At 68.3% G+C, this 14,433-nt stretch carries 17 protein-coding genes; 1 reads left to right on the forward strand and 16 read right to left on the reverse strand.

Going from position 1 to position 14,433, the window contains the following annotated elements; translation table 11 throughout:
• Positions 1-16: 16 nt before the first annotated feature.
• Positions 17-835: a sigma-70 family RNA polymerase sigma factor gene (locus AC1DK9_RS14110; RefSeq protein ID WP_476863547.1), complete on the reverse strand. Its 819-nt coding sequence runs from the start codon at positions 833-835 to the stop codon at positions 17-19.
• A 225-nt stretch (positions 836-1,060) separates the two neighbouring features.
• On the opposite strand from AC1DK9_RS14110, the gene AC1DK9_RS14115 reads away from it, so the two are divergent.
• Positions 1,061-1,576 (forward strand): flagellar protein FlgN, encoded by a 516-nt coding sequence (locus tag AC1DK9_RS14115; RefSeq protein WP_476863546.1) that lies wholly within the window; start codon positions 1,061-1,063, stop codon positions 1,574-1,576.
• Positions 1,577-1,643: 67 nt separating this feature from the next.
• Here AC1DK9_RS14115 and AC1DK9_RS14120 read toward each other — a convergent pair whose 3' ends face one another.
• From AC1DK9_RS14120 to AC1DK9_RS14190, 15 genes are all read right to left on the reverse strand, one after another.
• Complete coding sequence (locus AC1DK9_RS14120; protein WP_476863545.1) at positions 1,644-1,943, reverse strand: carbon storage regulator; 300 nt, start codon at positions 1,941-1,943, stop codon at positions 1,644-1,646.
• Positions 1,944-1,952: 9 nt separating this feature from the next.
• A complete protein-coding gene (locus tag AC1DK9_RS14125) occupies positions 1,953-3,107 on the reverse strand; it encodes a hypothetical protein (protein WP_476916319.1) in 1,155 nt (384 codons plus the stop codon).
• Positions 3,085-5,133 carry a flagellar biosynthesis protein FlhA gene (locus AC1DK9_RS14130; protein ID WP_476863543.1) on the reverse strand — a complete coding sequence of 683 codons (2,049 nt, stop codon included), beginning with the start codon at positions 5,131-5,133 and terminating at the stop codon, positions 3,085-3,087. Before AC1DK9_RS14130 ends, AC1DK9_RS14125 begins: the two co-directional genes overlap by 23 nt.
• A gap of 61 nt (positions 5,134-5,194) precedes the next feature.
• Positions 5,195-6,277 carry an EscU/YscU/HrcU family type III secretion system export apparatus switch protein gene (locus AC1DK9_RS14135; protein ID WP_476916320.1) on the reverse strand — a complete coding sequence of 361 codons (1,083 nt, stop codon included), beginning with the start codon at positions 6,275-6,277 and terminating at the stop codon, positions 5,195-5,197.
• Positions 6,277-7,035, reverse strand: a complete 759-nt coding sequence (locus AC1DK9_RS14140; RefSeq protein ID WP_476863541.1) for a flagellar biosynthetic protein FliR — start codon at positions 7,033-7,035, stop codon at positions 6,277-6,279. The genes AC1DK9_RS14135 and AC1DK9_RS14140 overlap by 1 nt, the downstream gene beginning before the upstream one ends.
• Position 7,036: 1 nt before the next feature.
• Positions 7,037-7,312 (reverse strand): flagellar biosynthesis protein FliQ, encoded by a 276-nt coding sequence (gene fliQ / locus AC1DK9_RS14145; RefSeq protein WP_175321994.1) that lies wholly within the window; start codon positions 7,310-7,312, stop codon positions 7,037-7,039.
• A complete protein-coding gene (fliP, locus tag AC1DK9_RS14150; protein WP_476863555.1) occupies positions 7,309-8,106 on the reverse strand; it encodes a flagellar type III secretion system pore protein FliP in 798 nt (265 codons plus the stop codon). Before fliP ends, fliQ begins: the two co-directional genes overlap by 4 nt.
• Before the next feature lie 77 nt (positions 8,107-8,183).
• On the reverse strand, positions 8,184-8,780 hold the full coding sequence (gene fliO / locus AC1DK9_RS14155; protein WP_476916321.1) for a flagellar biosynthetic protein FliO: 597 nt from the start codon (positions 8,778-8,780) through the stop codon (positions 8,184-8,186).
• Entirely contained in the window at positions 8,781-9,509 is a 729-nt protein-coding gene (gene fliN / locus AC1DK9_RS14160; protein ID WP_476916322.1) for a flagellar motor switch protein FliN, read from the reverse strand.
• The gene (locus tag AC1DK9_RS14165) at positions 9,506-10,402 is read right to left on the reverse strand and encodes a flagellar motor switch protein FliM (protein WP_476916323.1); all 897 of its coding nucleotides are present in this window, start codon (positions 10,400-10,402) and stop codon (positions 9,506-9,508) included. The genes fliN and AC1DK9_RS14165 overlap by 4 nt, the downstream gene beginning before the upstream one ends.
• A gap of 47 nt (positions 10,403-10,449) precedes the next feature.
• Complete coding sequence (locus AC1DK9_RS14170; protein ID WP_476916324.1) at positions 10,450-11,277, reverse strand: OmpA/MotB family protein; 828 nt, start codon at positions 11,275-11,277, stop codon at positions 10,450-10,452.
• Entirely contained in the window at positions 11,274-12,095 is an 822-nt protein-coding gene (locus AC1DK9_RS14175; RefSeq protein ID WP_476863536.1) for a motility protein A, read from the reverse strand. The genes AC1DK9_RS14170 and AC1DK9_RS14175 overlap by 4 nt, the downstream gene beginning before the upstream one ends.
• 3 nt (positions 12,096-12,098) lie before the next feature.
• On the reverse strand, positions 12,099-12,386 hold the full coding sequence (locus tag AC1DK9_RS14180) for a flagellar FlbD family protein (RefSeq protein WP_476916325.1): 288 nt from the start codon (positions 12,384-12,386) through the stop codon (positions 12,099-12,101).
• A 387-nt stretch (positions 12,387-12,773) separates the two neighbouring features.
• A complete protein-coding gene (locus AC1DK9_RS14185; RefSeq protein WP_476863534.1) occupies positions 12,774-13,949 on the reverse strand; it encodes a flagellar hook protein FlgE in 1,176 nt (391 codons plus the stop codon).
• A 32-nt stretch (positions 13,950-13,981) separates the two neighbouring features.
• Positions 13,982-14,416 carry a flagellar hook assembly protein FlgD gene (locus tag AC1DK9_RS14190; RefSeq protein WP_476863533.1) on the reverse strand — a complete coding sequence of 145 codons (435 nt, stop codon included), beginning with the start codon at positions 14,414-14,416 and terminating at the stop codon, positions 13,982-13,984.
• Positions 14,417-14,433 lie beyond the last annotated feature (17 nt).

Genomic DNA, 14,433 nt, shown 5'->3' on the forward strand with positions numbered 1-14,433 from the left:
ATCGTCCGGAATCGCCTCAGACGGCCTGGTTCAGCACCGGCCCCTGCGGGAAGATGGCCCGGGTAATTCCCCCGGTGGTGGCCTCGGAGAGCTGGGCGAGATAGTCATTCCGGCGGCGCGGCGTGATCCGGGACTGCGGTTCGAAGCCCTGGTCCGGGTCATCGGCGTAGTGGGCGGTGAGGCCGTCGCGCATAAGGCGGATCGCTTCGGCGCGCTGCTGCGAGACGGCCGCGTGAGTGGAGCCCAACTCTGCTGCCAGGTCCTTGACGGTCCGGTCGCCGAAGTAGATCTCCTCGACGACGTAGCGCATCCGTTCCGGCAGCGACTTCACGGCGGCACGGAGGTACTGGAGCCGCTCGTCAGCGAGGACCGAGCCCTCCGGGGACAGGGTTTCCGCTGCGAGGGTGTCGACGACGGCGTCGTCGAGCGGCGTGAGGGTCCGCGACGCGTCCGCGAGGGCAGCTTCCACAACGCTCTGCTGGACGCCGAGCGCGGAGGCGATCTCGTCAACCGAGGGGGTGCGACCGAGCGCCGCCGCCAGGGTCTCCTGGACGGACATGGTCTCTTTGATCCGTCGGCGTGCCGAGCGCGTCGCCCAGTCGCTGGCGCGCATTTCATCGGCGAAGGCGCCGAGGATGCGGCGGCGCGCGAAGGCGCCGAAGGGCACGCCAAGGTCAGGGTCGAAGGAATCGGCCGAGGTAATCAGGGCAACGGCGCCAGCCGACGCCAGGTCATCGCGCGAGAGGTGGGACGCCTTCGAGCACAAATCTGAGACGAGATAGCCAACCAGCGGAAGGTGCTGGGTGACCATCTCGTTGCGTTCCACGCGATTCAATAGTGTGTCCCCCCATGAGACGGATCAGGAGCTTTAAAAACCCTGAGAGCCGCACCACCAAACGGTCGCGCACTCCCCCCATGGGAGGCGGTGTTCGAAGCTCGGGCGCAGCACCCAGAACGAAACCTATCACCTGATCCGGAATCTGCGTGTACCCTCAGGGAAAAGCTTGGCGGAAAATGCGGAAAGCCGTAATTTGGCCGGGATGTCAGGGGAATGGGGCCCATGGGTGCAGGGGATCTTTCGGCGGCGCTGTGGCAGGAACGGCGGCAGTTGGAACTGCTCCTGTTCCGGTTGGAAACGCAGCGACTGCATGCGGCCGCCGGCAACACCCACTGGCTGACCTTCACCGCGTCCGAAGTAGAAGGTGTGCTGGACCGCCTGCGCTTCGAGGCACTGGCCCGGAATGTCGAGTCCGCGGCGGTGGCGGCCGAATGGGGCCTACCGGCGCAGGCCACTTTGCTTGAACTGATTGCCGCCGCGCCGCAGGGTTCCTGGCCGACCGTCCTGCAGGAGCATCTTGAGGGCCTGCGCGCCTTGATGGGCCGGCTCGGCGAGGCAGCCCGCACCAACGAGGCAACGCTCCGGAGCCTGCAGCGACCGGAGGCCCCGGACGATCCTGCCGGTGTCCTTGAGCAGTTGACGATTGCCGGGAACATTGAGCGGGCCCTCGCCATCACGCGCCGTGCGACCCAGCCGTTACTGGCCCAGTACCTCGGCGACGACGCGAACTCGCACTGAGGCGACACGCCGGGGCAGCCGGCCGGCGGCGACCGCGGCGGCGAAAGCGGCGGACGTCAGGCGCGCGTCAGTCGGCGGCGGGTGCAGCGGGGCGGCCGGTCTCGGCCGCCGGCGGAACCGCGGGGACGGCCGGGGGCAGCAGCCCGCGCAGCGCGTCCTCGGTGCCGGTGCCGGCGTCGGCGCCTGCTTCGGCTGCCGCCAGGTTCGCCGCAGCGATGGCCTCGATTACTTCCCGCCGCTGGATCGGGACGCCGCGGGGCGCCTCGATGCCGATCCGGACGCCGTCGCCGCGCCCTTCCAGAACAGTGATGACGATGCCGTCGCCGATCATGATCTGTTCGCCCGGCTTGCGTGTTAGTACCAGCATTCTCTCAATCTACCCTTCGCGGCCGGACGCTGCGGCCCACGGCGCCGGCCGGGCCGCCGGGCGGCCGTCGATCCAGCCCACCGGCAGGCCAAGGCCGTCCACGCTTTCGGGCGTTCCCGTGTCGGCTGCGCCCACCACGGCCACGCCGGCCACCTCCAGCCGGGCCCGCAGCAGGCTCACCCAGCGGGCGGTGTCTTCATGCTTGCGTCCGGCGTCCACCACTACCCAGAGCTGGTCCGGGGAGAGCGCCGCGATCGCCTGCAGCCTGGCCAGAGTGTTGCGGGCCTTGCCGAGTCCGAACGCCGCGAGCACCGTCTGCTCCGTCTCCACGGCGTGGGCGCGGGCCGCCGTCGCGCTCTGGCGTCCGTCCAAGTGCAGGTGCCCGTAGGCGCTCAACTCCCCCGCCGTGCGCACGTCCGCGCCGCCGGCAGCGATGGACATGGCCAAGGCCGTGTCCAAGGCGTCGTCACCGAGACCCACCAGCACCACCAGGTCACCGGTACCGCTCAGCGGAACCGGGACTTTCTCGCGCACCGGAGCGGACCGCATCGACGAAGAAGACGACGGCGCCGACACCGCAGCCTGCTGTTGGGCCGGCGCGGCGTCTTCCGCCGCGCCGCTTCCCGGGGTTGCCGGCCTCCCGCGCTCAGGCTGGCCGGCACCGGCGGAGGTCGGACGGAGTCCGGAGCCGAGCTGGTCCAGCAGTTCGGCGAAGTCCGGTGACTCGGTAGAGACGCCGGGGGTGCCGGAGCGGTGCAGGGTCAGTTCGGCGGCGTCGGCTTCGGCCAGCAGGGCCGCGATCGCGTCTCCCTGCAACTCGTGGCCCGGAGCGGAGGCGACGCGGGTGCTGGCCGGAGCCTCCGGGCGCCGCGGCGCGTCCCGGACGGTGTCCCGCGGCGCGTCCGTCGTCGTGGCGGAGGCACGCTCGAGGATCTCTCCTTCGGAGAGGATGTCCGCATCCGGCACGACCTCGCCGGTGACGACGTCGTGCTTGGGCTGGACCTCGACGACGGCCTCGTAGCGGTTCGCCGCGAAGAGCCCGGCGATGCCGGGGCTGATGACGCGTTCCGCGGAAACGATCCGGGCGGACGGGCCGTATTGGGCTTCGGCCTTGCTGCGGATTTCCTCCAGCGAGGCTCCCTTAAGCCGATAGCGGTTCGGCATGGCGCACGACTCCTACAGTTTCGATCCGGACATTGGCGGAAGTGACTTCGCGGTACGAGAGCACGGGGATGGACCCGGGCTGCGCCCCGATGAGCCGGTGGATGGCCGGACGCAGCGCCGGGGCGCAAACCAGGACGGCCTGGCGGTTGGCGGCGGCCGCGGAGTCCACCGCGTTGCGCACCGAGCGCAGCACGGCGTCGAGCCGGTCCTGTCCCATCACGATCTGGCTGCCGCCCTCGGCCGGGCGCATGTCCTCGAGCATGGATTGTTCCAGGAGCGGGTCGATCATGATCACGTTGAGCACCGGGCCCTCCATGAACTTGGCCGTCAGCGCCGGGCCGAGCGCCTGGCGCGCAGCCTCCACCAGCGATTCCGGGTCCGTGGAAATCTTGGCCCGGAGGGTGAGCGCCTCGTAGATGCGGGCCAGGTCGTTGATGGGGACCTGTTCGTCGAGCAGGCCCTGCAGCACGCGCTGCAGCTCGGCGAGCGAGAGCAGCGCCGGGGTCAGCTCGTCGACGGCGGAGGGGCTCTGCTTGCGCACACCCTCCGTGAGCACCCGGACATCCTCGCGGGACAGCAGCCGGGCCGCGTTGCCGGTGACGATCGAGGACAGGTGCGTGACCAGCACCGAGACGCGGTCGATCACGGTGGCCCCGGTCATTTCGGCGTTGTGCCGCATCTCGGCCGGAATCCACTTCCCGGCGAGACCGAAGACGGGCTCGATCATGGCCACGCCCGGGAGTGAATCCAGCGAGTCGCCCAGGGCCAGCATCTGGCCGCCGGGAGCGGTGCCGCGACCGGCCTCCACCCCGGCGATCCGGATGGCGTACGTGGCGGGCGGGAGGTCCACGCTGTCCCTGGTGCGCACCGGCGGAATGACCAGGCCCAGCTCCATCGCGATCTTGTGCCGCAACGAGCGGACCCGGGCCAGCAGGTCATCGGACGCGCCGGAGACCATGTCGACAAGGTCGGGGGCGAGCAGGATCTCCACCGGGTGGACGCGCATGTCCTCGAGCAGCTTCTCGTTCGGATCCATTTCCGGGGAGTTCAGCGCGGCCGCCTCGGCGCCGCGCGCCAGTTCCGCCTGCTGCTGGCTCGCTTTGGTACGGCGCGAGGCCAGGATCAGCCCCGCCCCGACCAGGATGAACGGGATGGGCGGCATGCCCGGGATGAGGGCCATGGCGAGGGCGGCCACACCGGCGATCATCAGGGCGTTGGGCGACTGCAGCAGCTGGGTCGAAGCGGTCCGGCCCATGTCCGCTTCCGCGTTGGACCGGGTCACGATCATGCCGGTGGAGACGGCCATCAGCAGCGCCGGGATCTGGGTGACGAGCCCGTCGCCCATGGTCAGGATGCCGTAGGTGTTCAGCGCGTCGCCGATTTCCAGGCCGCGCTGGACCATGCCGATGGCGATGCCGCCGATGAAGTTGATGATGATAATGATGATGCCGGCGATGGCGTCGCCCTTGACGAACTTCGAGGCGCCGTCCATGGCGCCGTAGAAGTCGGCCTCGGCCGAGACCTCGGCGCGCCGTTCCCGGGCCTGGGTGTCGGTGATCAGCCCGGCGTTCAGGTCGGCGTCGATCGCCATCTGCTTGCCCGGCATGGCGTCCAGGGTGAAGCGCGCTCCGACTTCGGCGACGCGCTCCGCGCCCTTCGTGACCACGACGAACTGGATGACCACCAGGATCAGGAACACGACGGCGCCGATGATCATGGACCCGCCCACGGTCACCTTGCCGAAGGCCTCAATGACCTGGCCGGCATAGCCGTTGCCCAGGACCAGCCGGGTGGAGGCAACGTTCAGGCCCAGCCGGAACAGGGTGGCCACGAGCAGCAGCGAGGGGAACACGGAGAAGTCCAGCGGCTTCTTCACGAACATGCTGGTCAGCAGCACCAGCAGCGCGAGCAGGATGTTGCACACAATTAGGAAGTCCAGCAGCGGCGCGGGCACGGGAACCACCAGCAGCAGCACGATGCCCACGATGCCGATCGGCACCGCCAGTCGGGCGAGCCTGTTGTTCATGATGCGGTCCTTTCACAGACGCTGGTTCCAAAAATGTTCGCGAAAATGTTCCGGAAAATGCTCATCTCGCGGCCCCGGCCATCCGGTGCAGTCCGGCCCCGGCGCCGCGCGCCTTGAGCGACATTACGAAGGCCAGTACGCCGGCCACGGCGTGGTAGAAATCCACCGGGATCTCCTGCCCCAGCTCGCAGGCGCCGTGCAGCGCCCGGGCGAGCGGGATGTCCTGGACCATCGGCACGCTCTTCGCCTCGGCCTCCTGCCTGATCCGGGACGCAACGTGGCCGGCCCCCTTGGCGACCACCCGCGGGGCCGATTTGCCCGGTTCGTACTTCAGCGCGACGGCGACGTGCGTGGGGTTGACGAGGACGACGTCGGCGTCCCCGATCGCGGCGATCATGCGGTTCCGGCTCATGGACAGCTGCCGGGCCCGGCGCTGGGAACGTATCAGCGGATCGCCTTCGCTGCTCTTGTTCTCGTCCTGGACTTCCTTCTTGGACATCCGGGTCTTCTTCCGGTTCCGGCGCATCACCACGAAGAAGTCGACGGCCGCGAGCGCGATGCCGGCGAAGACAGCGAACTGGACCAGGGACGAGATGCCGCCCCCGGCGGCCGCGACGACGCCGGACACCGGAAGGCCGCCCGCGGTGAGCAGTACCGGGATCAGGCCCTGCACGACGGAATACAGCACGAGGCCGACGACCGTGGCCTTCAGCAGCGCCTTCACGCCGCCCCAGAGCGCCTGGGTGCCGAAAATGCGCTTCAGCCCGCTGAGCAGTTTGAAGTTCTCGAAATCCAGCCGGAACTTCTTAAGGTGGATTCCGCCCTGCAGCGCCGAGCCGACCAGGACCACAACGAGCACCACGATCAGCATCGGCCCGAGGATCCCGGCGACCGAGTCGACGCCGTCCTCCAGCGCCTTCACGGCCTTGGCCGGGTCCGGCTCCGCCATGACGCCGCGGACGGTGAAGAGCTGGTCGGTGGCGGCGTTCGCCCCGCGTTCCACGGTGGCCGGGATCATCACGGCGGCGGCGCCCACGGCCAGCCACGCGGTGAGGTCCTGGGAGCGCGAGAGCTGTCCCTTGGAGCGGACCTCCCGCATGCGTTTGTCGGTGGCTTGTTCGGTTTTTTCCTGTGAATCCGACATCAGCCCACCCCCAGCACCGTCTTGGCGGCCTGACCGGCGAGCGTGGAGACGATCCTGGGCAGCGCCAGGAAGAGGAATCCCGCGAGCGAGAGGGTCAGCATGATCTTCAGCGGGAAGCCGAGGGAGAAGGCGTTCAGTGCCGGGGCCACCCGGGTCAGCAGGCCGAGTCCGACGTCGGCAAGGAACAGCACCACCAGGAGCGGGCCGGCGATCTGGACGGCGGCGAGGAACATTCCGGTGACGGCGGAGACCATGGCCTGGACCGGCTGGGCGAGATCGAGGCCGCCGGCCAGCGGCAGGGCGGTGAAGCTTCCGGTCAGCCCGCCGATGACAAGCTGGTAGCCGTCCGAGGAGAACAGCAGGGCGAGGGCCGCCATCTGCAGCAGCCGGGTGAATTGGGCGCCGTTGACCATCATCTGCGGGTCGAAGGCCTGGGCCATCTGGAAGCCGCTGAAGAGGTCGATCAGGCTGCCGGCGGACTGGACGGCGGCGAAGACCAGCATGACCAGGAAGCCCAGGACGAGCCCGGTGACGAGTTCCAGGACGACGCCGGTGAGGAAGCCTGCCGTGTCGCGGGCGGTGTAGCCGGCGGAGAGGCGCTGCGAGACGGCCAGGCCCAGGCCGACGCCCAGCATGGCCTTGATCCGGCCGGGGAAGGCCTGGTGCGCGAACGGGGGTGCCACGATCAGGAATGCCGTCATCCGGACCGTGGCCAGCAGCAGCACTTCCAGCCACGTCTGGTCGATCGGGATGCCCACCTCACAGGCCTCCGAGCAGGGAGGGGATCTTGGCGAAGAGGTCGTTGGTGAAGGCGACCATCTCCGAGATCATCCAGTGCCCGCAGATCAGCAGGGCGACCGCCACGGCGGCCAGTTTGGGCACGAAGGAAAGGGTGGCTTCCTGCAGCTGCGTGATGGACTGCAGCAGGGAGATCGCCAGGCCGACCACCAGCGCCGTTACCAGCACCGGGGCCGAGAGCTTGGCGGCCACGATCATGGCCTGGAGGCAGATGTCCAGGACGGCGTTGGCGTTCATCCCGAGCCTGCGTAACTTTGGATCAGCGAGGTGATGATCAGGCCCCAGCCGTCCACGAGGACGAAGAGCAGGATCTTGAACGGCAGCGAGATCATCACCGGCGGGAGCATCATCATGCCCATCGACATCAGGGCCGCGGAGACGACGAGGTCGATCACGAGGAACGGGATGAAGATGACGAAGCCGATGATGAAAGCGGCCCGGAGCTCGGAAATCATGAAGGCCGGGATGAGGGTCTGCAGCGGCACCGCTTCCGGCGTGGCCGGGTTCTCCATGCCGGCGGCGCGGGTCATCAGGGCGATGTCCTCCTCGCGGGTGTGCGCCAGCATGAAATGCTGCAGCGGCACCGAACCGGCATTGAGCGCGCCGTTGAAGTCGAGGGTGCCGTTCAGGTAGGGCTGAACCCCGACGGTGTTCATCTCGTTGATGACCGGCCACATGACGAAGATCGACAGGAATAGGGCCAGGCCCGCCAGCACCTGGTTGGGCGGGATGGACGGGAGCGAGAGTGCGTTGCGGGTCATCGCGAGCACGACGAAGATCTTGGTGAACGAGGTCATCATGAGCAGCAGCGCGGGCGCCACGGACAGCAGGGTGATCCCGATCAGGGTCAGGACCGCCGTCGAGGGCTTCCCGTCCATGCCGTTGATCTCGATGTTGACGCTGCCCGTGTCCGGGCTGGCCGGAGGGGTGGGCGGCACCGGGGGCACCGGGGCGGTGGCGTGGCCGGCGGAGGCGTTAAGCCAGAGCAGCAGGACGGCGAACAGCAGGGCGGCGACGCCGGTTACCAGCACACGGACGGCCCGGCTGGTACCGGACTGGGTGACGCTGCTTGAGGGGACGCGGGCGGAGCGGGCGATGGCAGGGCGGATCAATTGCGGCGTCCGCTCCTGAGAGCGGCAGCGGCCTGCTTCCACGTGGAACCGGCCAAGATAGACCCGTGCAGCGGCGGGTGGGCCGCCGGGGGCATGGTCCCCCGTCCCGGGGCAGTCCGGGCATGGGATTCGCGGTGGATGGAGCTGCGCCTGGAGAGCGGCAGCTCCGAACCACCCGTCTCGGATGCTGCAGTTGTGGCCGGCTCGGCGGAAGAACCGGCGCCGGCTGAGGATGCGGCGGCGGAAGTTCCGCCCGCGCTGGCCAGGATCTGCGCGAAAGCGCCGGCAGCCCCGCCGCGGCGGGGCAAGGGTGCCAGCGCATCCGCGGCTTCTTCGGTGTCCTCCGGGATGTCGCCGGTGTGCAGGACGTTGACGGAGTGGTCGGTGACGCCCAGCAGGAAGCGCTGCCCGCCGGCGTCGACCACCACCACGGAGGCCCGCTGGCCGACGCTTTGGCGGCTGACAACGCTCAGGGCGGCGTCAGCGCGGCGTCGTCCCGTGCCTTTGCCGAGACGGCGTTGCAGCAACCAGATCAGTCCAAGCACCGCGCCCAGGGCTACGGCTACCCGCAGCCCGAGGATCAGCGAGTCCATTCAGCTAAGCCCCTCGGCCACGTCGAGGATCCGGGTGATCCGCACGGCGTAGTCCTGGTCCAGGACCACGACCTCGCCGTGGGCGATCAGCCGGCCGTTGAGCAGGACGTCTGCGGGGGCGCCGGCGGAGCGGTCCAGTTCGATGATTTTGCCGGGTTCGAGCGAGAGGACGTCGCGGACCGACATCCGGGTGCGGCCGATCTCCACGGTCAAGGCCATCTCGATGTTGTTGATCCGGCCCAGCCGGCCGGCCACCGTGTCGCCGCCACCGAAGAGGTCGCCGCCACGGTCCTGGCTGGTGCCGTGTTCGCGCAGCCGGACGGCGAACCACGCCGCCGGGCTGGTGCCGTCGGAGAGTTCGAAGATGGCGGTGTCCGGGTCCGAGAGCAGGCCGGAAGCATCGGATTCGCGCAGGTCGGAGAGGACGCCGGCGCCGAAGACCGAGCTGGCGCTTTCCATCGCCGGGCGGAGGACGTCGGTGACGGAGACGACGCCGAGCTGGCCGCCGGCCATGCCGCCGGCCGCTTCGTCAAGGAAGGTGCGGTCGCTGAGCATCAGGGCCAGGTCGGCCGTGACGGAGCCGACGAAGGTCGCGGTGACGGCCTGGCGGGCGTAGGGGGCTGCGGCGCGGGCCGGGACCAGCGCGACAACCTTCAGGGCTACCGGGCTCGGCAGCTCCCCAACGAGCCGCTCCGCCGACGATTCATGCTTGGTCAGGGTGATGCTCATCGGTTGTTCTCCTCGATTGTGACAATGACGGCGGCGGCCCGGGACCCGTTGCGGGCGGGGGCGGCGGTGGCCAGCCTCGTGCCGTCCAGGGTGAGGTCAAAGGGCCTGTTTTCCAGGTGCGGGAGGGTCAGGACGTCGCCCACCGCGAGGCCCAGCACCTGGCTGGGGGTGACGTACGAGGTCGAGAGGCGCACCGAGAGTTCCACCGGGACGCGCTCCAGCTGCGAGCTGACGCGGGCGGCGGCGTCCCCGCGGTTGTCCGTCGGGTTGACCTTTTTCAGCCGGCCCAGCAGGATTCCCGCAGGCACCGCCAGGGTGGCCGGAGAGCTGATGTTGCCGACGTTGATCGTGAAGGAGGCGACAATCATGAGTTCGCTGGGTGCTGCCGCCTGGGCGAACTGGGAGTTGTACTGGACCGTGTCCACCCGGATGGTCTCGCTCAGCAGCGGCCCGAGCGAGTAGCCGAGGTCCTCGAGGGCCTCGTCCATGAGCCCCTTGACCAGGGCCTGTTCGATCTGGGTGAACTTCCGGTCCGGCATGGCCGTGTCGTTCGAGGCGCCCAGCATCCGGTTGATCCAGCCCAGGGCGGAGGGTGCGGGGAACTGCACCACCAGCTTGGAATCGTGAGATTCGACGGTGCACAGCACCATGGCGGTCACGGCCGGCAGGGAGGCGGCGTACTCGTCGTAGCTTTGCATGCCGACGTCTTCGAGCCGGACCACCGACTTCACGCGGACCTTGGCGGTCAGCTGGGTTCCCCACTGGCGGGCGAACGTTTCGAAGGCGAGTTCCAGGACGCGGCTATGCTCACGCGCCAGCGTCGCGGGACGCCGGAAGTCATAGACGCTGACGGTCCGCTCCCGTACCACTTCCCGCTCATCCAGAACACTCACGGTTGCCACTATCGGCAAGGGATCCGGCGCCGTAAGGCATCCCGCCGCTATTTCTGGCTGAGCTTCATTGCCTCGGGAATGAGGGCCCGGACGACGTCGGGCTTGTCAGAGATGACCACAATGTCCACCCGCCGGTTCCGCTCCATCAGCGCAGGTGTGGAATCGTCGTTGACCTGCCGGGCAGAGCCGAAAGCGACGGCCCCGATCCGCTGCTGAGGGATCCCGCCGTGGTCCACCATGTAGCGCAGCACGTTGACGGCACGTGCCGAGGACAGCTCCCAAGTGGAGGGGTAGGCAGTGATGCCCTTGGCCGCGTGGCCTTCCACCATGATCTCCAGGGCCGCGGAGCGAAGGATGGGCGAGACGATGTGCAGCACCTGGGACGCGCGGTTGGTGAGCTCGGGCCGGTCGGGGGCGAAGAAGGCCTGCGAACCGATGAGCTTGACGGTCAGCCCGCGCTGGTCGATCTGGAACTCCACGTTTTGGCTGAGCCCGGCCGCGGCCAACCCGGCTTTCATCTTTTTCTCGAGGGCGCGCAGCCGGTCCACTTCTTTCTTGGCGGCGGCGAGGGCCTCGTCCTTGGCCTTCTTGTCGTCCGACTGGACGGCGGCGAAGGCCTCCAGGTCCTTGTTGACGAATTCGGGCGGGACCACCGTTCCGGAAGCGGTGTCCACGGTTTCCGAGGCCACCGCGCCGAAGCCCGTGGCGAGTGAGTTGCGCAGCTTTTCGAACTTGTTCGCGTCAACCGTGGACATGGCGTAGAGGACGATAAAGAGGCACATGAGCACCGTGACCATGTCCATGTAGGAGGCCATCCAGCGTTCGTCGACGTGGTGCGCCTCGGGCTTCTTGCGCGGCCGGCGGCGGCCGCTCACGCGGCCGTGTCCATCGGCTCCGCGCGGTCCTCGCCGCTGGGCGCCTTGCGGCCCTTGTCGGCGCTCTTGAGCTGGTGCTCCGGGACCATGGAGCGGAGCCGTTCGGCCAGCAGCAGGGGCTGGGCGCCGGACTGCACGGCGAGCATGCCCTCCATCACCAGGGTCATGCGTTCGATGTTCAGCTCGGAGAGCCTGGCCAGGCGCGAACTGAACGGCAGCCAGATGAAGTTGGCCGAGAGCAGGCCCCACAAGGTGGCGACGAACGCGGCCGCGATCATGTGACCCAGCTCGTCCGGCTTGGAGAGGTTTTCCAGGACGTGGGTGAGCGAGACAACGGTTCCGACGATGCCGACGGTGGGGGCATAGCCGCCGAGGCTGGCGAAGAACTTCGAGGACGCGTGGTCGCTGCGGGACTTCGTGTCGATTTCGTCCTCCATCTGCATGCGGAGGTCCTCGGCGTCGGTGCCGTCGGCGATGTTCTGCAGGGCGCGGGCCAGGAACGGATCCTTGACGCTGGCCGCTTCCTCCTCGAGCGAGAGCAGGCCCTCGGCGCGAGCCTTCTCCGCGAAGCGGACCATCTGGTCGATGCTTTCCTGGGGCTTCGACGTCTTTCCCATGAACATTGCCGGCACGGCCTTGAACGCCTGGATTACATCCTTGAGCGTGTTGCCGGCCAGCCCGATGGCCAGGGTTGCCCCGAACACCAGGACCAGGGGCCCGGGCAGCAGCAGGCCAGAGATGCTGCCGCCTTCAATGACCACCATGGTGACGACTGAACCAAACGCGAGGAGCAGTCCGATGATTGTTGCGGGATCCATGGCTTACTTCCTTGGTGGTTCAGGTGCGGAGGCGTCGGCGTCGTCGTCCGGTCCGGCAGGCGGAACCAAGCTCAGCGGGAAGCCGGTGACCACGGGAAAGTCCCGGGCCTTGCTCAGGACGTAGGCACGGTAGTCGGCAATCAGTTCCACCACCTCGGCGAGGCTTTCCAGCACAACGTAGGCGGCGCCGTCGAGCGTAACCAGGTGGGTGTCCGGGCTCTCGTGGATCCGTTCAATCAGGTCCGGATTGACCGCGAAGCGCGTTCCGTTGAGGCGTGTGACAACGATCATGGGCCGATTCTGCTCTGGGGACTGCCTGGCGGTGCGGCCAGGCGGCGGGTAAGGGGTGTTCTCCCCTTACTGTCGGCAGGCCGCCCGCTTTCGTTAGGCGCCGGGCGGACACGAAGAGGCTTCCAGTACGACGCCGGCACGAATTTCGCTACGGCAACGGACACCGGCGGCGGAACCGGACCTGCGCCCCCCGGATCCGAGCCGCATCCGTCCGGCCGCGCCGCGCTTTTCCAAAACCGGCGCGAAAAAGCAGCCATGCCGCGGTTTGGCCTGCACCGTATTTGCCRTCAGCCGGGCGCAGCGGCGGGGACAGCCCGGGCGTCGGTGCGGTATGAGGCCCGTGCTGTTCCCTGCGCCTTTCGCAGACGACCGTGGACTGCGGTGCGATTAGCGCTTGAGGTTGCCGAGCTCCTGCAGGACCTCGTCGGAGGTGGTGATGATGCGGGCGTTGGCCTGGAAGCCGCGCTGGGCGACGATCAGGTTGGTGAACTCCTGGGAGAGGTCCACGTTGGACATTTCCAGCGAGCCACCGGCCAGGGTGCCGATGCCGGGGTCGCCCGCGGCGCCGAGCAGGACGTTGCCGGAGTTGGCGGTGGCGACGTAGGAGGAGCCGCCGGCCTTTTCGAGGCCCGCCGGGTTGGTGAACTTGGCGAGGGCGATCTTGGCCAGGACCTGCTTAACACCGTTGCTGAAGGACCCGATCAGGGACCCGTCGTTGCCGAGAGTGAAGGACTCCAGCTTGCCGGCCGCGGAGCCGTTCTGGCCGCTGACGGTCAGGGAACTCATGCCGGCGAAGCCAGTGACCTTGGAGAGGTCGACGCCGATGCCGTTGACGGCAAGCGCGGGGCTCGCCACCATTGCGCCGCCCGTGCCGGGGGTCAGCTTGGTGACCGGAGAGGTGGTGGCCCCGTCCTTGGCGGTGACGTCCCAGGCGGCACCGTTCCGGGCGAAGTTCAACGTGAGGTCGCGGGGGGCGCCAAGGCCGTCGTAAACCTTCACTACGCGGGTAAATGAGTCGTTGGCGGCACCATCGGCGGGAAGGTTCCCGTCGAGCGTCACCGTGGTGGTGGGGGTCGCGATCATGGTGTTCGGGTTCAGCGTGATGTCCCCGACGGCCCCGGCCTGGTTGACGACGCCGCTGTTGTTGGCGGTCCAGCCCTGCAGGATGCCGCCGTCGGGGCTCACGAGCTGGCTGGCGGCGTCGAACGTCATCGAACCGGCGCGGGTGAACAGCTGCTGGCCGCCCTTGCTCGTGACGAAGAAGCCCTCGCCGGAGATCATCATATCCGTGGCGCGCCCGGTGCTCTGCGAGGAGCCCTGGGCGAAGTTGGTGCTGACGCCGGCAACGCGGACGCCGAGGCCGATCTGTGCCGGGTTGCTGCCGCCGGACTCCCCCTGCGGAGCGGAGGCGCCCTGGGTCATCTGGGAAAGGGTGTCCTGGAACTGCGTGGAGGACGCCTTGAAACCGGCCGTGTTGACGTTGGCGATGTTGTTGCCGGTGACATCCAGCATGGTCTGGTGGGCACGAAGGCCGGAGATTCCGGAGTACAGCGAGCGGAGCATGGGAACTGCCTTTCTACGGGAGGAAAAACTGATCAGGAAGCGGCCGGCGCGGTAAGGCCGGTGATGGAGTCGAGGGGGATGGAGAGTTCGCCTACCTTGACGGCAGGGACGGCGCCGGCGAAGGAAACCGAACTGGCGATTCCGGTGCCGGTGGTGCCGTCGGCGAGGGTGTAGTCAACCGAGTGGCCAATCAGCTGGGCCGCAGCGGAGCGCATCTGGAGGGAGAAACCCTCCTTGCTGTTGCTCGTCAGCTCGGTCATCTTTTCCATCATGGAGAGCTGGATGGTCTGGGCCATCATCTGGTTGGTGTCCATGGGGGCACTCGGGTTCTGGTTCTTGAGCTGGGCCACGAGGAGGGTCATGAACACGTTGGCGTCCATGGACTGCACGGGCGCCCGGACGGCAGCAGCCTCCGGGGTCGCCGCCGCGGCCGTGACCGGCTGGGGGGCGATGGGCTGGATGGTCATGAGTCGGGTTCCTTCGC

Source organism: Arthrobacter sp. 01T414, assembly GCF_056398965.1.

Excerpts from the sequence above, each read along its gene's own strand:
- AC1DK9_RS14190 (WP_476863533.1), bottom strand. The coding sequence starts at position 14,416 with ATGACCATCCAGCCCATCGCCCCCCAGCCGGTCACGGCCGCGGCGGCG.
- AC1DK9_RS14125 (WP_476916319.1), bottom strand. The coding sequence starts at position 3,107 with ATGCCGAACCGCTATCGGCTTAAGGGAGCCTCGCTGGAGGAAATCCGC.
- AC1DK9_RS14120 (WP_476863545.1), bottom strand. The coding sequence starts at position 1,943 with ATGCTGGTACTAACACGCAAGCCGGGCGAACAGATCATGATCGGCGAC.
- AC1DK9_RS14180 (WP_476916325.1), bottom strand. The coding sequence starts at position 12,386 with ATGATCGTTGTCACACGCCTCAACGGAACGCGCTTCGCGGTCAATCCG.
- AC1DK9_RS14175 (WP_476863536.1), bottom strand. The coding sequence starts at position 12,095 with ATGGATCCCGCAACAATCATCGGACTGCTCCTCGCGTTTGGTTCAGTC.
- fliQ (WP_175321994.1), bottom strand. The coding sequence starts at position 7,312 with ATGAACGCCAACGCCGTCCTGGACATCTGCCTCCAGGCCATGATCGTG.
- fliN (WP_476916322.1), bottom strand. The coding sequence starts at position 9,509 with ATGAGCATCACCCTGACCAAGCATGAATCGTCGGCGGAGCGGCTCGTT.
- AC1DK9_RS14115 (WP_476863546.1), top strand. The coding sequence starts at position 1,061 with ATGGGTGCAGGGGATCTTTCGGCGGCGCTGTGGCAGGAACGGCGGCAG.
- AC1DK9_RS14135 (WP_476916320.1), bottom strand. The coding sequence starts at position 6,277 with ATGTCGGATTCACAGGAAAAAACCGAACAAGCCACCGACAAACGCATG.
- AC1DK9_RS14185 (WP_476863534.1), bottom strand. The coding sequence starts at position 13,949 with ATGCTCCGCTCGCTGTACTCCGGAATCTCCGGCCTTCGTGCCCACCAG.
- AC1DK9_RS14130 (WP_476863543.1), bottom strand. The coding sequence starts at position 5,133 with ATGAACAACAGGCTCGCCCGACTGGCGGTGCCGATCGGCATCGTGGGC.
- fliO (WP_476916321.1), bottom strand. The coding sequence starts at position 8,780 with ATGGACTCGCTGATCCTCGGGCTGCGGGTAGCCGTAGCCCTGGGCGCG.